At 71.4% G+C, this 19,199-nt stretch carries 16 protein-coding genes and 1 pseudogene; 9 read left to right on the forward strand and 8 right to left on the reverse strand.

Translation table 11 applies throughout. The features are described 5' to 3' along the window. Positions 1-217 precede the first annotated feature (217 nt). Positions 218-1,162 (reverse strand): TIGR03086 family metal-binding protein, encoded by a 945-nt coding sequence (locus tag ACTWPW_RS12085; RefSeq protein WP_443168734.1) that lies wholly within the window; start codon positions 1,160-1,162, stop codon positions 218-220. Positions 1,163-1,395: 233 nt separating this feature from the next. Here ACTWPW_RS12085 and ACTWPW_RS12090 point away from each other — a divergent pair, with 233 nt between their 5' ends. After that, complete coding sequence (locus ACTWPW_RS12090; protein ID WP_443168811.1) at positions 1,396-1,647, forward strand: CPCC family cysteine-rich protein; 252 nt, start codon at positions 1,396-1,398, stop codon at positions 1,645-1,647. A 406-nt stretch (positions 1,648-2,053) separates the two neighbouring features. Then, on the forward strand, positions 2,054-4,087 hold the full coding sequence (locus ACTWPW_RS12095; protein WP_443168735.1) for an FG-GAP-like repeat-containing protein: 2,034 nt from the start codon (positions 2,054-2,056) through the stop codon (positions 4,085-4,087). A 4-nt stretch (positions 4,088-4,091) separates the two neighbouring features. Here the strand turns inward: ACTWPW_RS12095 and ACTWPW_RS12100 are convergent, their stop codons facing one another. From ACTWPW_RS12100 to ACTWPW_RS12110, 3 genes and pseudogenes are all read right to left on the reverse strand, one after another. Next, entirely contained in the window at positions 4,092-5,066 is a 975-nt protein-coding gene (locus tag ACTWPW_RS12100) for an NB-ARC domain-containing protein (RefSeq protein WP_443168812.1), read from the reverse strand. Between the two features lie 134 nt (positions 5,067-5,200). Continuing rightward, positions 5,201-5,920 (reverse strand): annotated as a pseudogene (locus ACTWPW_RS12105) (AfsR/SARP family transcriptional regulator); the annotation flags it as partial. Positions 5,921-6,228: 308 nt separating this feature from the next. After that, a complete protein-coding gene (locus tag ACTWPW_RS12110) occupies positions 6,229-6,903 on the reverse strand; it encodes a hypothetical protein (protein WP_375117922.1) in 675 nt (224 codons plus the stop codon). 176 nt (positions 6,904-7,079) lie between these two features. Between ACTWPW_RS12110 and ACTWPW_RS12115 the strand changes: the two genes are divergently transcribed. The 3 genes from ACTWPW_RS12115 (at position 7,080) to ACTWPW_RS12125 (ending at position 10,960) form a co-directional block, all read left to right on the forward strand. After that, positions 7,080-8,276 carry a HupE/UreJ family protein gene (locus tag ACTWPW_RS12115; protein ID WP_443168736.1) on the forward strand — a complete coding sequence of 399 codons (1,197 nt, stop codon included), beginning with the start codon at positions 7,080-7,082 and terminating at the stop codon, positions 8,274-8,276. A gap of 116 nt (positions 8,277-8,392) precedes the next feature. Then, complete coding sequence (locus tag ACTWPW_RS12120; RefSeq protein ID WP_443168737.1) at positions 8,393-9,937, forward strand: fibronectin type III domain-containing protein; 1,545 nt, start codon at positions 8,393-8,395, stop codon at positions 9,935-9,937. A gap of 66 nt (positions 9,938-10,003) precedes the next feature. Continuing rightward, positions 10,004-10,960, forward strand: coding sequence for a WxL protein peptidoglycan domain-containing protein (locus ACTWPW_RS12125; protein WP_443168738.1), 957 nt, complete (start codon positions 10,004-10,006; stop codon positions 10,958-10,960). Here ACTWPW_RS12125 and ACTWPW_RS12130 read toward each other — a convergent pair. The 3 genes from ACTWPW_RS12130 to ACTWPW_RS12140 form a co-directional block, all read right to left on the reverse strand. After that, complete coding sequence (locus ACTWPW_RS12130; protein WP_443168739.1) at positions 10,951-11,790, reverse strand: GNAT family N-acetyltransferase; 840 nt, start codon at positions 11,788-11,790, stop codon at positions 10,951-10,953. The genes ACTWPW_RS12125 and ACTWPW_RS12130 overlap by 10 nt on opposite strands. Positions 11,791-11,885: 95 nt before the next feature. Continuing rightward, entirely contained in the window at positions 11,886-12,290 is a 405-nt protein-coding gene (locus tag ACTWPW_RS12135) for a DUF7144 family membrane protein (RefSeq protein ID WP_443168740.1), read from the reverse strand. A 214-nt stretch (positions 12,291-12,504) separates the two neighbouring features. Beyond that, entirely contained in the window at positions 12,505-13,293 is a 789-nt protein-coding gene (locus tag ACTWPW_RS12140; RefSeq protein ID WP_375117916.1) for an SDR family NAD(P)-dependent oxidoreductase, read from the reverse strand. 86 nt (positions 13,294-13,379) lie between these two features. Between ACTWPW_RS12140 and ACTWPW_RS12145 the strand changes: the two genes are divergently transcribed. Both ACTWPW_RS12145 and ACTWPW_RS12150 read left to right on the forward strand, forming a co-directional pair. Further along, positions 13,380-14,231: a helix-turn-helix transcriptional regulator gene (locus tag ACTWPW_RS12145; protein WP_443168741.1), complete on the forward strand. Its 852-nt coding sequence runs from the start codon at positions 13,380-13,382 to the stop codon at positions 14,229-14,231. A 223-nt stretch (positions 14,232-14,454) separates the two neighbouring features. Beyond that, the gene (locus tag ACTWPW_RS12150) at positions 14,455-15,471 is read left to right on the forward strand and encodes a hypothetical protein (RefSeq protein ID WP_443168742.1); all 1,017 of its coding nucleotides are present in this window, start codon (positions 14,455-14,457) and stop codon (positions 15,469-15,471) included. Positions 15,472-15,490: 19 nt separating this feature from the next. Here ACTWPW_RS12150 and ACTWPW_RS12155 read toward each other — a convergent pair whose 3' ends face one another. Further along, the gene (locus ACTWPW_RS12155; protein ID WP_443168743.1) at positions 15,491-16,483 is read right to left on the reverse strand and encodes a S66 family peptidase; all 993 of its coding nucleotides are present in this window, start codon (positions 16,481-16,483) and stop codon (positions 15,491-15,493) included. Positions 16,484-16,869: 386 nt separating this feature from the next. Between ACTWPW_RS12155 and ACTWPW_RS12160 the strand changes: the two genes are divergently transcribed. Both ACTWPW_RS12160 and ACTWPW_RS12165 read left to right on the forward strand, forming a co-directional pair. After that, positions 16,870-17,979 carry a HesA/MoeB/ThiF family protein gene (locus ACTWPW_RS12160; RefSeq protein ID WP_443168744.1) on the forward strand — a complete coding sequence of 370 codons (1,110 nt, stop codon included), beginning with the start codon at positions 16,870-16,872 and terminating at the stop codon, positions 17,977-17,979. Further along, positions 17,976-19,196: a hypothetical protein gene (locus tag ACTWPW_RS12165; protein ID WP_443168745.1), complete on the forward strand. Its 1,221-nt coding sequence runs from the start codon at positions 17,976-17,978 to the stop codon at positions 19,194-19,196. Before ACTWPW_RS12160 ends, ACTWPW_RS12165 begins: the two co-directional genes overlap by 4 nt. Positions 19,197-19,199 lie beyond the last annotated feature (3 nt).

The following is a 19,199-nucleotide window of genomic DNA, read 5'->3' on the forward strand; positions in this document are numbered from 1 at the left end:
ACGGTCCTTCGCAACGGAACGGAACCGCCGGGGTCTGGGGCAGCCAGTGCTTGCCCTTCACCATGCCCCTGGCCGGGGTCGTCAACCCACCGCCAACGCTGGTTTGCTGGGCCGGGGAGAAAGACGGAGCTGTCCTGCCGTTGCCTGCACGGCGCGGGCGCGGGCGCGGGCCGGTGCGTGCCGCCCGCCGCGATGCGGCGGGCGGCTGCCGCGGACGTCAGGGCCGGGCGTGCCGTCCCACATGGGCCAGCAGCCGGACGAACAACGAGGCCGTGGGCAGGACGGGGATCGCCTCGGCGAACTGGCCGGCGCGCCGGTGGGCGTCGCCGACACCGGTTTCGGCGTACTGCCACGCTGCCCGCACAACGTCGTCATCGGCGGCGTAGGGGAGGTGGGCACCGGTGGCGATGTCCCAGCCGTGGATCAGCGATTCGTACAGGCTGATCGAGGCCAGCACGGCGCCGGGCACGGTGGTGCCCATGAAGGCGTACCGGCGTTCCAGAGTGCCGGGCGCGGCGAAGGCCGCCACCGACCGGTCGGCGATCGCGCGGAACGAGGCGGCGGGATCGGTGCCGAGGTGGTCGGTGTCGGCCTGACGCTGGGCGTCGAGTTCCTGGGGCTCCACCTGCTCGCCCTCGGCGAAGCGGGCGAGCAGCAGCAGGGCGCCCGCCAGGTGGTTGGCGGTCTGGCGGACGGTCCATTTCTCGCACGTACCGGCCGCCGTCCAGCCCGACGCGCTGATCCGGCCGAGCACCTGAGTGACCTGGGCGTGGCTGCGTTCCAGCAGGTCAGTGATGCCGGGCGGCTGGGCGGCGGTCATCGCGCGGCGCAGGTCTTCGGCGTCGTGGATCAGCTCGCCGGAGACGATCTCGCCGTCGCGGACACGCAGCAGTTCGGCGGCGGTCAGGGTGCCGGGCAGCGGGTCCATCTCCCAGTCGATGATGGAGCAGACCAGGTCGCCGTCGGTGAACTGGTGGCGCACGCGGAAGTCGCGGACCGCGGCGCCGGCCTGGAGGGCCATGGCGCGATAGCCGGCACTGCCGGCGAAGCTCGCGACGGGTCCGGTGAAGGCGAAGTCGTCGGCCAGCGGCACCTGGCTCATGTCGCCGGCCCGGTGTTGCCAGGCGCGGTAGTAGGGCTCGACGGTGATGCGAGGATCCATGGGTTTCTCCTGGTGCGAGGTCGCGGCGCGACCGTTCACCCCGACAGATCCGGCCCGTCACGCCGACTCATCGGATGCGGCGGGATTTCCACTTCGGGCGGGCACGAGGCAGGAGGCGGGGTACAGCGTTGCCGGCCGGGATGCGGATGCCGGAGCCGTACGGCATCGTGACGGATATGAGCCACCCCAGCATCGAAGAGATACGCGAGCGCAAGCGATGGGTCTTGTCCGTGATGGCGACACAGGGCGGAACCTTCCTCCGGCTGCCGCCACGCGATCGGCCGTACACGTGTCCGTGCTGCTTCCATCCCACCCTTCGGTACCGCGGCGGTTTCGGGTACTGCGAGGAATGCGATTGGGAGGACGACGGACAGGATGATCACAACGCCGATGTCGTCCTGGGCGGCCCCAACGGGTCGGATAGTTTGACGGCAGCACGGCGACGCTACCGCGATTTGCGGGGACTACCGCCGCTGAAGCTGTGACGGCAACGGTCACGGACGGAGGCTGGTCACCCCAGACGTCGGAACCGGCGTTATACGTTACGGAAGCCGTACGACCTGCCCGTACTTCCGACGGCAGGACCTGAAGGTGGGTGCCGTACGGCTTCGGGTTCCGGAGCCATCGCCGAGGGGCACCTGAGCGCAATCACCGAAGTCGCACAGCGCATCACCGCCGCCCAGGAAATCATCGACAACCTTCTCCATGGCATCGGAGCGTGGCAGGCACGACGCGGGACGTCGGAGAGCGGGGGCGCGGGGGCTGCATCCCCCGGGTTCCGGTGAGGGCGGTATGCGGAGGGTATGTCGAGGCGGGGTTCGCGGCACCGATTCCTTGACGGGTGAGCGGGCGGCTGGCGGAATGGGCGTCCGCAGCTTTGGAAGGAAGTCCGTGCGTCTCGCTCGCCCTCTCACCGCCACCATGCTCGTGGCCGCCGCCCTGTCCGTACCGCAGGCCGCGCAGGCCGCTCAGCCCGCGCAGGCCGCGCAGGCCGCGCAGGCCGCGCAGGCCGCGCAGGCCGCGCAGGCCGCGCAGGCCGCGCAGGCCGCGCAGGCCGCGCAGGCCGCGCAGGCCGCCGGGTTCAAGCATCCTGGCGTCCTGGTCAGCCGGGCTCAGCTTGACTTCGTCAGGGTCAACCTCGGCAACGAGCCGTGGAAGTCGGCCTGGAACTCCATGCGGAGCAGTTCCTACGCCTCCCTGTCCTACGTGGCCAAGCCCCGCTCCGTCGTCGAGTGCGGCCCGGTGTCGAATCCCGACCACGGCTGCTCGGACGAGCGCAAGGACGCCATGGCGGCCTACACGCATGCCCTGCAGTGGTACCTCACCAAGGACGCCCGCTACGCGGAGAAGGCGATCCAGATCATGGACGCCTGGTCGGCCGTGATAACCAAGCACACCGGGGACAACGCGCCGCTGCAGACCGGATGGGCGGGCGCCAACTTCTCGCGCGCCGCCGAGCTCATCAAGCACACCTACACCGGCTGGGCGGGGGCCGGCCGGTTCGCCGGCAAGCTGCGTACGGTGTACCTCCCGACCGTGATCGCCGGGCGGCCGAACAACAACGGCAACTGGGAACTGATCATGACCGATGCCGCCATCGGCATCGCCGTGCACCTGGACGACCGCGCCTCGTTCGACCGGGCGGTCGCGATCTGGCGCGGCAGGCTGCCCGCCTACATCTACCTCGCGACGGACGGCGCGGTGCCCAAGGCGCCGCCCGGCAGCAAGTACGACACCAGAGCCGAGATCGTCGACTACTGGCACGGGCAGACCAAGTTCGTGGACGGCCTGACCCAGGAGACGTGCCGTGACTTCTGGCACACCGGATGGGGCCTGGCGGCCATCTCCCACGTCGCCGAGACGGCCGGTCACCAGGGCGTGGACCTGTACGCCACGGCCAAGCACCGGCTGCGCTTCGCGATGGACCTGCACGCCCGCCTGCAACTGGGCGGGACGGTGCCGTCGTGGCTGTGCGGCGGCAAGGTCACCCTCGACCTCGGGAAGCACTTCGAGGTCGGCTTCAACGCGCTGCACCACCGGCTCGGGTACGACGACGTCCCGTACGCCGAGAAGTGGGTCGAGCAGAGCCGCCCCGTCGGGGTGTCGCACTTCCTGGGCTGGGAGACCCTCACCCACGCGCAGAACCCGCAGTACGCCGGGATGGGCACGTCCGCCATGCCGGACTTCGACGCCGACGGCGTGGGCGACCTCTTCTCGACCGCCACCGGAACGCTGACCATCTGGAACGGCGAAGGCGGCAACAAGTTCGGCCCCGCCACCGCGGTCGACTCCGGCTGGAGCGCCTTCAGCCGGCCGGTCGCCGGCGACTTCAACGGCGACGGGCTCACCGACCTGATGGCGGCCGAGAAGGACAGCGGCACGTTGCACGTGTGGAACGGCAAGGGCGCCAACAACTTCACCGCTCCCGTCGAGCTCGGGCCCGGCTGGACGCCGTACGCGAGCACGCTGATGTCGCTCGGCGACATCAACCAGGACGGCAGCACCGACATCGGCGCCGTGCACAGCGAGACCGGCGTCTTCTCCTACTGGAACGGCAGGGGCGGCAACAAGTTCGGCCCCGGCACCGCGGTCGGGGGCGGCTGGGCCGCCTTCAGCCGGCCGGTCGCCGGCGACTTCAACGGTGACGGCATCGGCGACCTGCTGGCGGTCAGGAAGGACGGCAACACGCTGCACGTGTGGAACGGCAGGGGCGCCAACAACTTCACCGGCGCCGCCGAGCTCGGCCCCGGCTGGGCGCCGTACGCGGGCACGCTGATGTCGCTCGGCGACGTCAACCAGGACGGCAACACCGACATCGGCGCCGTGCACAGCGAGACCGGCACCCTGTACGTCTGGAACGGCAAGGGCGGCAACAGGTTCGGCTCCGCCATCGCGGTCGGGCCCGGCTGGAAATCCTCCTTCTGAGGGGTCAGGTGCTGGTGGGAGCGGGCTCGGGCATGTGACGGGCGGCCTGCTCGCGGGCGTAGAGGCGGGTCAGGTCGTGCATCCGGCAGCGGCCGGGGCCGGTGGCTTCGAGCAGGCGGACGTCCAGGAGCTGGTTGAGCGCCGCTTCCGCGCGGCGTTCCGGCCAGCCGGTGAGCGCGGACAGGGCGGCCGCCGTGTGGACCGGGGTTTCCTGGAGGCCGAGCAGGAAGAACGCGTGGGCGGCGTCGTGGCCCGCGGGCTCCTCGGGAAGGTGCTGGAGGCCGACCGCGATGGTGTCCCGCATCGACAGGTCGGCGTGTTCGAGGGCATCGAGGCGGCGGCTGGGGTCGGCGAGCTGGTCGGCCAGACGGGACAGCGTACGGCCGGGCCGTGCGGCCAGGTGTGCCGCCGCGATGCGGAGCGCGAGGGGAAGGCCGCCACACCGCCGGACGATCCGGTGCGCCGCTTCCGGCTCGGCGCGGAGGCGGCCCGGATCCGCGAGGCGGGCGAACAGCGCGGCCGCCTCGGCGTGGCCGAGGCCGCCCAGGTGCAGGTGGCTCGGCAGGTCGGGTGCGGCCATGATGCGGCGGCTGGTGACGATGACCGCGCACTCGGGTCCGGCGGGGATGAGCGGCCGGACCTGGCCCGGGTCCAGCGCGTCGTCGAGGATGACCAGCAGGTTGCGCGCCGAGGTGAGGGAGCGGTAGCGGGCGGCGGCCTCGTCCAGGGTGGACGGTAGGGCGGTGGCGTCGAGCCCGAGCGAGCGCAGCAGCCGGCGCAGGCCTCGACCGGCGACAGCGGCCGGCGGCCGGCGGTGGCGGCGCGCAGATCGACGTGCAGGACGCCGTCGGCGAAGTCGCCGGCCACGGCGTGCGCGGCGTGGACGGCCAGCGCGGACTTGCCGACCCCGCCGGCGCCGTGGATCGCGGCGATGGCCGGCGATCCGCGTACGGTGTCGGTGAGCGCCCTGCGCACCCAGGCGACTTCGGCGGTGCGCGCGGTGAACGCCCGGATGCCGGCGGGGAGCTCGGCCGGGATGACGGGCCTGGTGAGCGTCGTTCGCTGGGCCGGGGAGGGGAGATCGAGCACGGGGTCCCGGCGGAGCACCGCCTGCTGCAGCCGGCGTAACCCCGTTCCCGGTTCGATGCCCAGTTCGTCGACCATGGTGCGGCGCGTCTCCTGGTACACCGCGAGGGCTTCGGACGACCGGGAGGCCCGGTACAGCGCCAGCATCAGCTGCGCGCGGGGGCGTTCGCGCAGCGGGTGGGCCTCGGCGTGCGCCGTGAGCACCGGCACCACCGCGTGATGGTCGCCGGCCGACAGGCGGAGGTCGACATGGTCCTCCAGCACGGCCAGCCGCTCCTCGTCCAGGCGCGCGGCCTCGACCTGGGCCCATGAGGCGGTCAGGTCGGCCAGCGCCCTGCCCCGCCACAGGGCCAGCGCCCGCTGGAAGAGCGCGTCCGCCCGCGTGATCTCGCCCTGGGCCCGGGCGGCACGCGCCTGGTGGGCCAGGAGCGTGAACAGGTGGGCGTCGATGCGCTCGCACGCGAGATTCAGCTGGTAGCCGCCGGAAACGGTCGCGATGATGTCGTCGTCCTGGTGCGGCGAGAGCAGGCTGCGCAGCTTCGACACCACGATGTGCAGTTGTTTGTCGGCCGTCGTCGTTGTGCTCTGGCTCCATACCTGGGTGAGGAGTTCCTCGTTGAGAACGGGCTGCCCGGCGCTCAACGCCAGCCTGGTCAGGACCCCGAGCCGCCGCTCACCGGCCACCTTCACCGGCTCGCCGTTCGCCGTGGCCTCCCATGGCCCCAGGAATTTGATCTCCAGTCCCATCAGGCTCTTTCTGTCCTCTCGGATGACCGACGCGAACGGAAGGAGACAGCCGCTGGTAGACGCAGGAACAACCGGTCCGTGCCGTCGGCTCTCCTGCCCGGTGACCCCGACGCAGGGCACGAACGATCCCGGCACCCCCGCCGGAGCATGGCCCCGGCCCTCGATGACGCCGCCCCCGACCTCTGGTCGTCACCTTACGAGGGTGCGGGGCGCGCCGGTGTCGGGTGAACGCCCTACAACGGGGGGCTTCCGGTCCGCGCTTCCGGTCCGCGCTTCCCGCCTGACCGGTCAGTACGAACCAGGAGAAGTCAGTCGAGCCAGATCACGATCCCGGTCAGGCCGTGGAGCACGGCCGAGACCCCGGCCCGGACGGCCCGCCCGGCGCGCTCGGGGGTGAAGGTGGCCGGATCGTACGCCGAGGACATGCCCAGTCCCTCGCCGCGGAACGACGCGCCGGTCCAGTCGGCGGCGGTGACGTTCGCCGTGGGCTCGGCCAGTTCGGCGCCGATCACGAGGAACTGCTGGTCGAGGTGGTTGGCGGAGACCAGCGCCAGGGGGTCGACGAGGTCGTTGCCGGCGCTGATGACGAGGTCGGGCGCCAGGTCGATGGCGTCGCTGATGCGCGCGACGTACTCCGCCGGCGCCGCGGCCGTGACCGTCTTGAGGCTGACGTCCTCCGCCCGCGCCCACTCCGTCACGGCGGTCACCAGCGTCCTGGTCTGGGCGTCCTTCCCGGCGGTGAGCAGCACCACGCGGTAACCCTCCGACGGGTGGACCCCGTCCCACGAGCGGGGCCGTGGCGTGATCGTGGCCTCCGGCGAGGGCGGGGTGGCGGGGTCGTGGAACCCGGGGCCGAGGGTGCCGACGGCCGTGGGCTTGTCGTGCGGCCGGGACCAGTCGTCACCCGGGGAGCATCCGCTGACCAGGACGGCCGTCGCGACTGCCACGGCCAGCGGGCCGGCGGGCAGAAGCCGAAAGCGCATGGGGGATCGTTCCTCCGAGGTGACGGGAAAGTGCGTCTATTTCCTACCTCATTGCGACCTATGTTCAGAGATGGGAGTTATTTTCGCCCGACGTGGTTCATCGATGATTCGCGCACGAGTTGACGTTCGTTCATCTGGGCCGAGCAGATTGCGGTCGTTAACCGTAGAGGAGTCACATGTTCCACGCCGCTCGGCGTCGTGTCTGTGCCGTCGTCGCCGCCGTCGCCGTGGCCGTCCTGCTCAGTGCCGTCCCCGCCCTTGCCCACGGGTTCACCTCGACCGTGTACGTGGACCTCACCTCGGCCCGGACCGGGCACGTCCGCTCCGCGCTCGGGCTGGAGTACGACCTGCTCGTCGTCTCGGCCGCGGACGCCCGGAAGGACGATCCGCTCTTCCGGGCGGGCACCGCGGCGTTCGAGTCCGGCGACGCGGCGGAGCAGGCGGCGGCGCTCGACGCCCACGCCGACTCGGTCGTCGCGTACGTGACCGAGCGCTTCGCCGTCACGGCCGAGGGCCGGGCGTGCACCCCGGTCCGGGAGGGCGGGTTCACGATCGACCAACGCGACGGCGTGCCGTACGCGCTGCTGGTCCTCGACCAGCGGTGCCCGGACTCCGCCGAGGCGCACGAGGTACGCAGCGGGCTGTTCCCGGAGTCCGAGGAATACGTGCGCGACACCAAGACGGTGGTCACCTACGACCTCGACCTGACCTCCGGCAGCGCCGCCCTCGACGCCGAGCGGCCGTCGTTCTCCACGCAACAGTCGTGGGCCGAGCGGTTCTGGGAGTTCTTCCGGCTCGGGGCCGAGCACCTGCTCACCGGCCTCGACCACATCCTGTTCCTGCTGGCGCTCATCGCGGGGTCACGCCGGCTGCGCGAGATCGTGCTGGCGGCGACGACCTTCACGCTGGCCCACTCGGTGACCTTCATCCTCGCCGCCCTCGGCCTCGTGCACGTGCCCGCGTCGTTCGTGGAGCCGGTCATCGCCCTGTCGATCGCGGTCGTCGCGGGCTGGCATCTGTGGCGGCTCCGGCGGCGGCGATCGCACGCCACGGACCTGGGGCAGACCGGCCTGGATCGCGCGGGCCGGGCGCGGCTCGCGGTGGTCTTCTGCTTCGGCCTCGTGCACGGTCTCGGCTTCGCCGCGGCCCTGGGGATCGACCAGCCCCTGTCGTGGACGCTGCTGTGGTCGCTGCTGGTGTTCAACGTGGGCATCGAGGCCGTCCAGCTGGCGATCATCGCCGTCGTCTTCCCGCTGCTCGCCGTGCTGCGCCACCGGCGGCCGGTCGCGGGCCTGTGGACGACCGGGGTGATCGCGGCGGGAGTGACCGTGATGGGCCTCGTGTGGTTCGTGCAGCGGATCTTCGGCGGCTGAGCGCATCACATCTTCCGTCAAGCGCAACGACGTGCCCGTCCAGGGTTCACCTCCAGGACATCCACCCCAGAAACCGTGACAAAGCTCTTTAACACCCCTTAATGGACGGAACCCCGATGAAGTTCGAAAATCGGACACAGGGCCTCGGGCCGGTCCGGCGCCGGGTGGCCGTGGGCGCCACCGCCGCTGCCATGGGCATCACCGCGATGCTCGGCAGCGGCCTGGCGACCGCGGCCCACGCTGCCGACACCGCCAAGCTCACCGGCATCGTTCTCGGTGTGGGCGCCGGAGAGTCGCAGCGTGCCGTGTCCTGGTACTCCTCGACCGACACACCCCAGATGGTCCAGGTCGTACCGACCGCCAAGCTGAAGCACGGCGAGTTCGACAAGCACGCCGCCACCTTCCCGGCCACCATCACCGCGAACAAGGTCACCGGCGGCTACAACGCCCACGTCACCATCGACGGCCTGAAGAAGAAGACCAAGTACTCCTACCGCGTCGGCTTCGAGGGCAACTGGTCCCCGACGTACTCCTTCGAGACGCAGGACTTCAAGGGCGACTTCGACTTCCTGTTCTTCGGCGACCCGCAGATCGGCGCCTCCGGCAACGTGGCCAAGGACGCCGCCGGATGGGCGGACACCCTGAACGTCGCCCTCGCCGCCAACCCGAAGACCGCGCTCCTGGTCTCGGGCGGCGACCAGGTCGAGACCGCCAACACCGAGACGCAGTGGGACGCGTTCCTCGCGCCCGACAAGCTGCGCCAGTACCCGTGGGCCGCCACCATCGGCAACCACGACGTCGGCGGCAAGGCCTACGAGCAGCACTTCTGGACCCCGAACACCGACCGTTCCGCGCCCTACTACAACGGCGACGCGACGACCCGGTCGGGCGGTGACTACTGGTACGAGTACAACGACGTCCTGTTCATCGACCTGAACAGCAACGCCTACGCCAACGGCGCCGACGCCGCGCACATCCAGTACGTCACCGACGTCGTCAAGGAGCACGGCGACGACGCCAAGTACACGGTGCTCGTCTACCACCACTCGATCTACTCGCCGGCCAGCCACGCCAACGACGGCGACAACCAGCAGCGCCGCAAGGACTTCCCGACCGCCTTCTCGAACCTCGGCGTCGACCTGGTCCTGCAGGGTCACGACCACGCCTACACCCGCAGCTACGAGATCAAGAACGGCCAGAAGGCGAACCCGAAGGAGCAGCCCGGCGCCGCCGAGGTGGTCCAGGGGCCGGGCGGCGTCATCTACGTGACGGCGAACTCCGCGTCCGGTTCCAAGTACTACAACCTGACCGCCCCGGACACGACCAAGGACCCGAACTACGGCCCCGACCCGCTGAACCCCAAGAGCCACTGGGCCAACTCGGTCGAGAACCAGGAGCACGTCCGTACGTACGTGAAGGTGCAGGTCCGCGACGACAAGCTGGTCGTCGAGAACCTGCGCAGCGGCACCTGTGCCGCCCCGAACGCCGCGGTCGAGCTGGGCCAGGAGGACTGGTGCGGCCCTGACAGCGGTGCCACCGCCGCTCAGCCGGTCGGCTCCACCGTCGACAAGGTGGTCATCCACCCGTACGACGGCAAGGGCGACCACGGCAAGTCCGACGAGCACAAGCCGGCCGCGGACGAGTCCGCCTGGCTCCAGTAGATGAACCGGGGTGGCGCCGGAGCCCCCTTCCGGCGTCACCCCTCACCACTTCCAGAGGATCACCCGATGCGTACGACCATGATCTGCCGGGCCGCCGCCGTGGCGCTGCTCGCCGCGCTCGGTCTCGCGGGCGCGCAGGCCGGACCCGCCGCGGCGGACACCTCCTGGACGGTGCGTACGGCGGCCAACGACTTCGGCTCCGACCGGCAGAACTACGGCTACACCATCGACCCGGGCGGGCAGGTCACGGACGGTCTCGTGGTCGACAACCCCGGCACCGCGCCGCTCCGCCTCGCGGTGTACGCCGCCGACGCCTTCACCGCCGGGAACGGCTGGCTCGACCTGGTCGCCAGGGACACGAAGCCGGCGGCCGTGGGCGCGTGGGTCCACCCGGCCCGGCCCGAGGTGACGGTCCCGCCGGGCGGGTCGGCCGAGGTGCCGTTCACGGTGACGCTGCCGCAGGACGCCGCGCCCGGCGAGTACATGGGCGGCATCGTCACCTCGCTCGCCGGGGCCGGCGAGGCGGACGGGACCGGCGCGGGCGGGCGGCTCGGCATCCGGATCCGGCTGCGGGTGGGCGGCGCGCTGAAGCCCGGCCTGTCGGTGGAGGACCCGCGGGTGCGCTACTCGGGCAGTCCGCTGGGCAAGGGTGACGCCACCGTCACGTACACGATCCGCAACACCGGCAACGCCATCCTCGCCGCCCGGCAGACGGTGTCCGTGTCGGGCCCGTTCGGGGGCTCGGGCGTACCCGCCGGGCGGATCGGCGACTCGCCCCAGCTCCTCCCCGGCGACACCTGGAAGGTCTCCGTGCCGGTGCACGGCGTGGCTCCCCTGCTGCGCCTGACGGGGACGATCAACCTCGTCCCGCTGCTCACGGACGCGTCGAACTCGGTCGCCCCGCTCGCCGCCGTCGAGACCACGGCGGACACCTGGACCGCCCCCTGGGCACTGCCGCTCCTCCTCGCCGCCCTCTGCGTGGTCGCGGCCCTGGTCCTCCGCCGCCGGCGGCGTCACTCGTAGCGGGCCCGGCGGGCGATCACCTCGAATCCGAGGCCGCGGAAGAGGGCGGCCGAGGCCGGGTTGTCGACGTTGACGTCCAGGAAGACCTCCGTCGCGCCGCGCGTGCGCATGCGGTCGAGCGCGGCGGCCGCGAGCGCCCGCGCCAGGCCGCGCCGCCGCCACCCGGGCACGGCGCCGACCTGGATCAGGAACCCTTCCGCGCACGCCACGAAGCCGGCGGCCCGGCCCGCCTCCCGCGCCACCAGCGAGCAGCCGGGCAGGAACTCGTCGTCGACCAGCCAGTCCACCCACTCCTCCGGCGACCAGCCGGGGAAGCCGGGGCGGTCGGCGAAGGAGGCGGAGTAGGCCTCGTGGAAGGCGGCTTCGGTGCCCTCCGACCACTCCTCGATCTCCAGCTCCGGCGGGAGGGGGACGGCCGGGAGCGGCCGGGTCAGGTCGCGGCGGTAGACGTCCTCGGCGAACGTCTGCCGGAAGCCACGCGAGCGGAAGAGCGCGTCGGCCTCCGGGGTCAGCGACTCGGTCTCCAGCCGGACCGGCCCCGCCCGCTCGACCAGCTGGTCCAGGAGGCTCGACCCCAATCCCCCTCCCCGGTGGCCCGGGTCGACCAGGCCGGTCGCCGCCGACGCGGCGCCCACCGGGCGCACGCCGCCGCAGGCGACCAGGCGGCCGTCGACGAACGCGCCCAGCGCCGTGCCCGCGCCGTACCTGCGCTCCAGGAAGGACGGGGACGCGGTCGCGGGAAGCCCGCCGTCGCGGGCCACGCACCGCCGGGCGAGCTCGGCGATCGCCGGGATGTCCGCGGGGGACAGCGCGACCCATTCGACGGTCACTGTCGGCTCCTTGCTCCTGATGCGCGAAGGCCGGCGATCACCGGCCTTCCCGCCCCAGGATAAGGAGGCGTTGCGGTCTCTGTGCCGGGGTGAAGTTACGTCGGTCGGGCCTCCCGCCCGTGGACGATGAGCGCGTACAGCACGAGCACGTCGATCGCGATGACGGCGAGCGACCACCAGGGATTCACCGCGATCCAGGTCAGCTGGGTCAGGGCGTTCAGCATCACCAGCACGACGCCGACGATCCTGGCCCAGTCCAGCCCCATGGTGACGCCGATGCCCGTGGCCAGGACGAGGACGCCCAGGATGAAGTGGAGCCAGCCCCACGTGGTGATGTCGAAGATCAGGAGGCGGGCGGGGGTCTGTACGTAGACGCGGTTGGCGAAGACGGCGGCCAGGCCGGTGATGATGTTGAACAGCCCGGCCATGACCATCATTGCGCCGCCGAACCAGACCCAGCCGACCCAACCGGTTACCCGAGGTGTGTGATGGTAGATCATCGGAGATTTCCCTCCCCTATGTCGTCCTGCGCTCCATGGCCTGCCCCGGCAGACATCACAAAAAGCGACATTCATCCATAAATGGGGATAAGGTGGCGGCGGATTTCCCCCGTCTTGGCGAAAGGCGGCGCGCACGAGACTGTACGGCGCGCACGAGCCGTACAGTCCCGGCCGGCGACCCGCTGACCGAAGCCGCCGGCCGGTAGGACCCCGGTCAGAGCCGGGCCCCGCCGTCGACCCTGAGGACCGCGCCGGTGACGAAGGAGGCACGGTCGCTGAGCAGCCACGCGGCCGCCTGGGCGATCTCGCCGGGGTCGGCCGAGCGGCCCAGCGGGGTGTGCGCCTTGAGCCGATCGACGAGGCCGGGCGAATCTTGCTCCCACGTACGGATCATCTCGGTCAGGGTGCCGCCGGGGGCGATGGCGTTGACGCGGATGCCCTCGGGGCCGTACGTGACGGCGGCCGACTCGGTGAGGCTGTTGACCGCCCGCTTCATCGCCCCGTAGGCCGGCAACTCGGGGTTGGCCCCCAGGCTGCCGACGCTGGAGTTGTTGACGATGGCCCCCGTGCCGGCGGTCGCCCGAATGGCGGCGACCTCGGCGACCATGGCCAGCCACGGGCCCCTGAGGTTCACGGCGTAGACGTGGTCGAAGTCGTCCTGCGCCACCTGGTCCATCGGGCCGGGCGGCACGAACGCCGCGCCGTTGTTGAAGGCCACGTCGAGCCGACCGTACAGGTCCACGGCGCGCTCGACGGCGGCCCGCACGCCGGCCGCGTCGGCCAGGTCGCACACCACGTGGTCGGCGGTGCCGCCCGCCGCCCTGACCTCCTCGGTCACGGCCTTCAGCTGGGCCTCGGTCCGGGCCGCGAGCAGCAGCCGGGCGCCCTCCCGGGCGAACAGCCGCGCCGCGGCGGCGCCGATGCCGCGCCCGGCGCCGGTGATGAAGGCGACCTTGCCGGCCAGCAGGCCCAGGCCGGCGGAGGTGTTCGGTGTCGTGTTCATGGTTACGAGCTTGCGCGGGTCCGCCGAGCCCATCCAGGTACCGCCGGTACCTGCATGAACGGCCCGGACCGGCACACACTGGAGGTATGGACAGACGAGAACTGGCGGCCTTCCTGCGCAGCAGGCGTGAGCGGATCGCGCCCTCCGACGTGGGTCTGCCGGCCGGGCCGCGGCGCCGTACGCCGGGGTTGCGCCGTGAGGAGGCGGCGCAGCTGGCGTACATCTCGACCGAGTACTACACGCGGCTGGAGCAGGCCCGTGGCCCGCGCCCGTCGCGGGAGGTGCTGGCCGGGCTGGCCCGGGCGCTGCGCCTGTCGGACGCCGAGCGCGTCCACCTCCACCACCTCGCCGGCGCCCCGCCCGGCCCCCCGCCGGGGCCCTCGCGCGAGGTGCGGCAGAGCATCCTCGACCTGCTGCGGCGGCTGCCGCTGGCCGCCGCGACCGTGACGTCCGCGACGCACGAGGTGATCGCCTGGAACGATCTGGCGGCCGCCCTCATGGAGGACTTCTCCGCCGTGCCGCGACGCGACCGCAACCTCCTGCGCCGCGCCTTCCTCGGACCGCACCCGGACGGGCGGCGGTTGTACGGGGTGTCGGACGCCGACGAGTTCGGCCGCCGCGCGACCCAGAACCTGCGCGCCGCCGCCGCCCGCTACCCGGACGATCCGGAAGTGGCCGAGCTGGTGCGCGATCTCCTGGCCGGGAGCGAGGAGTTCGCGCGCCTGTGGGCCTCCCACGACGTGAGCTCCGAGCCCACCTTGCGCAAGACCTTCCAGCACCCGCTGGTCGGCCCGGTCACCGTCAACTGCGACGTCCTCGACATCGCCGACCGGGACCAGCGGGTCGTGATCTACACCGCCACGCCCGGCTCGCCGTCGGAGGAGGCGCTGCGGCTGCTGTCGGTCATCGGCACGCAGCGCATGGACGTGCCCCGGTGAGCTCCACCCTCAGGGCCGGCTCCGGCTGCCCCGGCCAGTCGAGCCGGACCGCCGCGGCCCGTGCCCGCTCCTCCAGCTCGTACGTACGCACCGAGGAGGAGGTGCGGCGCCGCGTGTTCGCCCGCCGGTCCCGGGGGAGGTCGCCGGAGCCCCAGCCCTCTGGACAACCTCCGCGACGCAGCCGATCCTCAATCCAGTGATTCGCCCTCTCGGAGGAGGAACGTTGGTCAGGATCGGTTTCCTGCTGCTGCTCGTCGGGTTCGGCTGGGTGACCGCAGACCTGACCGGCCTGTCCCGGCTGGAGCACTCCGGCGGCTACCTGCTGCTCAGCAGTCTGCTGCTCGCGGTGGGCCTGTACGGCAGCACGCACGGCATCGACCGGACCGAGGCGCGCCGGCACACCCGGCTGATCCTGCTCGCGGTGACCGTCGGGGTGCTGCTGAAGGCGGCCTTCATCGCCGGCGTGGTCTATCTGGTGTCCGGGGACCCGCGGGCGATGATCCTGGCGGTGACCGTCGCCCAGATCGACCCGCTGTCGGTGGCCTCGACCATGGGCGGCAACCGCCTGTCGGACCGGGCCCGGACCATCCTCGGCGCGTGGTCGTCCTTCGACGATCCGGTGACCGTGATCCTGGCGTTCTACGCCGTGTCGTTCACCAAGCCGGGCCGGGACGGCCTGTCCGCGGCGTACCTGGCGGATCTGGGGTTGAACGCGCTGTTCGTCGCGGTCGCGTACGGGGTGTGGCGGCTGATCAGGAACGCGCCGCCGGTGCTGAGCTACCTCGCGGCGATCAGCGCGGTCCTGTCCGCGGCGTGGAGCTCGCTCATGCTCGGCGTGGCGGCCGCCGGGCTCTACCTGCGGCTGCCGGACCCGCGATGGCTGGCGCGGGCGGTGAGCGTGGCGTTCGCCCTGTCGGCGTTCCTGATGGGGCTGTTGCTGGTCGGCGGGGCGAACCTGATGATGGGCGTCCTGCTGGGGCTGGCGGCGTTCGCCGCGCAGATGCTCGCGGCACTCGTCCTCACGCGTGGGCTGCCCGCCGCCGACCGGGTGCACCTCGGGCTGGCCCAGCAGAACGGCATCACCGCGGTGATCCTGGCCCTGGCCTTCGAGCGCGACTTCCCGGGCTTCGTGGCGGTGATCGCCCCCGCGATCCTGACCGTCAACCTGGTCTACGTCGCCGCCAACCGCATCGCCGACGCCTGCCGCGTCCGCCGCGACCTGTCCGCCCAGCAGGAGTAGCGGATGGATCAGCGCAGGGTCAGTGACGCAGCAGGGTCAGGTCCGCGTCCGTGCCGGTGACGGTGAGCCGGGCCTGGCCGCCGATCGGGAAGGTGGCCAGCGGATAGGTGTGGCCGACGTCGATGCTGGCCAGGACGGGGAGGCCCGCCAGCGCCGGCTGGGTGGCGACGATCTGCTCCAGCAGCGGGCGGGACATGCGGCTGGCCTGCTGGAACCGGCCGATCGCCAGCCCACGGACCCGCGCGCCGTCGGGAAGCTGCAGCAGGGAGGTCAGGTCGCGGGCGAAGGTCGCCGGGTGCGACTCCAGGTCGTCCTCGAGGATCAGGATCGCGCCGTCGAGTGAGGGCATGTACGGGGTGCCCTGCAGCAGGTTCAGCGTGGCCAGGTTGCCGCCGACGAGGTGCCCCTCCGCGGCGCCCGGCCGGATCCGCCACCACCCGTCGTTGGGGATGAGCTCGCGCTTGTCCTGGTCGAGGAACCAGAGGTCGTCGCTCCAGTGCGCCGCCGGGGACAGGGTGACCGGGGCGGTGCCGAACATGACCGAGGTGAACCAGCCGAGCGTCTGCTCGAAGTGATCCCGCATCCCGAACGTCGACCAGTGCGGCCCCGAGTAGGTGACCAGCCCGGCGCGGGCGAGGATGGCGTTCTGCAGGGCGGAGATGTCGGAGTAGCCGCACAGGATCTTCGGGTTGGCCCGGATCAGCTCCCAGTCCAGGAACGGCAGGAGCTCGTTGCAGTTGTAGCCGCCGATGACCGTCAGGATCGCCGCCACCGACGGGTCCGCGAAGGCTTCGTGCAGGTCGGCGACCCGTGAGGCGACGCCGGCGGAGTCGAACGCGTCCCGCTCGTCGACGTGGTCGCCGTACGAGAGCGTCAGGCCGAGCTCGGCGAACCGGGAGTCGATGAGGCCGGTGTGGTCGTGCTCCATCACCATCGCGCGGGACCTGGCCGGCGCCACCACGCGCACGCCGTCGCCTGCCTTCAGCTTGGGCGGGAACATCACATCCGTCACCCCGGAAGCCTATCGGCACCGCCGCCCTCCCTTAAGGGCGAAGGACATCCGCAGCTCAGCGAAGCGGGACCCGCGCGCCGGAATGGCGGTTGAAACGAAATCGCAACGGCTCCTGTGACCCTGGGCCAAGGGACGACGGATTCGCTCGTGAATTCGTGTCCCCGGGTGCATGAAAGGAGGTGGACAACGATGAAGGTTCAGATCCGGCGCCTCGAGAAGATCGAGACGACTGCTGCCTGTAACGCTTGCTGCTGCTGCGGCGACTGCTGATGCCCTATTACCCGGCCCCGGCATCGGCAGCGGTGCGGGGCCGGGCCCCGGGCCGCCTTGTCCGATGAGGAACACGCCGAGGAACACGGAGAAAAGAAGATATGCAACGCCCACGGATGAAATTAGTCTTCCCGCCGATTCCCATCGGTGCCGGACGCATCCGGATCGCCAGCATGGACCTGGGCATCGCCTCCGAACTGGAGGACGACGAGCAGGGCAACACCTGGCGGCTGATGGAGCTCATGGACGGCACGCGTACCGTACCGGAGCTGCTCGCCGGCATGCGGGGCGAGAACCGTGACGTCACCCTGACCGACGTCGAGGACGCGGTCGCCGCGCTCGGAGACGCCGGCTTCGCGGAGGACGCCGCGATCCCGCCGCCGGACAGCCTCTCCCCCGCCGAGCTGGAGCGTTACCGGCGCAACCTCGAGTTCTTCTCCTACTTCCACCGCCCGCCGGCCACGTCGTACGACTTCCAGCGCCGGCTACAGGGAGCGAGGGTCACCCTGCTCGGGCTCGGCGGGCTCGGCTCGTTCGTCGCGATGAGCCTGGCCGCGATCGGCGTGGGCGACATCCTGCTGGTGGACTACGACCGGGTCGAGCTGATGAATCTCAACCGCCAGATCCTCTACACCGACCGCGACATAGGCCGGTTGAAGACCGACGCCTCGGCCGACCGGCTGAGCCTGATCAACCCGCACGTCACCATCACCACCCTGAACACGATGGTGGACGGCGTGGACGCGGCGCGGGCCATCATGGCGGGCCGCGATCTCGTCATCTGCGCCGCGGATCGGCCGCGAATCCAGCTTTACCAGTGGCTCAACGAGGCGGCGCTGGCCGAGGGAATCGCGTGGGTGCGGGGCTCGCAAAGCGGGCTCACGGTGAATCTCATGATGCATATTCCGCAGGAAAGCGCCTGTTTCCAGTGCGCGGAGCAGGACGCGCTCGCCAAATTCCCCTGGTACGGCCCGTCACAACGTTATTTCATGGACGTCATCGGGGACCGCACGGTCAATCCCTGCATGGCCCCGCTCGCCGGGATGATCGGCAATCTGGCCGCTCTGGAGGCGGTGAAATATCTCACCGGAATGGCGGAGCCGGTCATTCGCGGCCGCATGCTCTTCATCGACCTGCTGCGCATGAACACCGAGTTCGCCGAGCCCGGCCGGCTCGCTGATTGCACGGCCTGTGGATCAGCGGTCGCCCCCGCGGTGAGCGCATGAACGACGACAGCGTCGTCACCCTGCACGAGCTGCACTTCGGCGTCGAGGAGGACGGCGAGTGGGAGGTCGGCAGGCCGGAGACCGGGCAGTTCGTGCGGTTGCCGGTCGAGGGAGTCGCGTTGCTGGAGTCGCTCGCGCTCGGGCTGCGGCTCGCGGAGGTGCGCGAGCGCTTCGCCGACCGGTTCGGCGCCGAGCCCGAGCTCGACGAGTTCCTCGAGGGAATCGGTGAGTGCGGCTTCGTCGCGTCCGTGGACGGCCAGGTGCTCGACGACCCGCTCGGCCCCGCCGCGCCGCGCAGGGGGCTGACCCTGCTGGCGAACGTCCGGCAGGAGCGGGTCGCCTGGCTGGTCACCCGGCCGATGCTCGCCCTCTACCTGGCCGTCTGGGTCGCCGTGCCGGTGCTGCTGCTGGCCTACCCGCGGCTGCTGCCCCGGCCGTCGGACGCGCTGCCGTTCGACGGGGCCCTCGTCAACGCCGTCACGCTGGGCTTCGTCGGCTGGGGACTCGTCCTGCTGCACGAGTGCGCGCACGCCATCATCGCGCGGGCCCTCGGCTGCACCGGATCGCTCTCGCTGAGCCGCCGGCTGTACTTCCTGGTCGCGCAGACCGACGTGAGCGGGGTGCGGTCCGCCCCCCGCCGCCGCCGGTACGCCGTCTTCCTCGCCGGGATGACCTGGGACCTGGCCGTCATGCTCGGTTGCCTCGCCGGTCAGCTCCTCGGCCTGAGCGGTCCCGCCGGGCAGCTGGCCCGCGCGGTCGCGTACGCGCTCGCCCTTTCGGTGATCTTCCAGTTCCAGGTGTTCATGCGTACGGACATGTACTACGTGCTCGTCAACTGGCTGCGGCTCGGCAACTTGATGGAGGACACCCGGCACTGGCTCGCCGATGCCGTGCGGTCGCTGGTCAACCGGCCGCCGCGGCACGACATGAGCCTGGTGCCCGCGCGCGAGCTGCGCATCGTCCGCTGGTACGCGCCCTTCTACCTGCTCGGCTCGGCCGCGACGTTCGCCGTGCTGGGCCTGCTGACGGTCCCCGCGCTGAGTCAGATGGTCGACCTCGCGCTGCGGGGTATCGGCGGCGGCCCGTCCTCCTCCCACTTCTGGGACGGCCTCGGCTTCCTGCTGCTGGTCGCGTTCCAGCTCGCCGCGCTCGCCTGGGTGTTCGTCGTCGAACGACGGGACCGCCGGGGCGGCGAGTTATCCGTCGGCTCTCCTTAGGTT

It is taken from the genome of Nonomuraea sp. KM90 (assembly GCF_052246675.1).
Taxonomy (GTDB): domain Bacteria; phylum Actinomycetota; class Actinomycetes; order Streptosporangiales; family Streptosporangiaceae; genus Nonomuraea.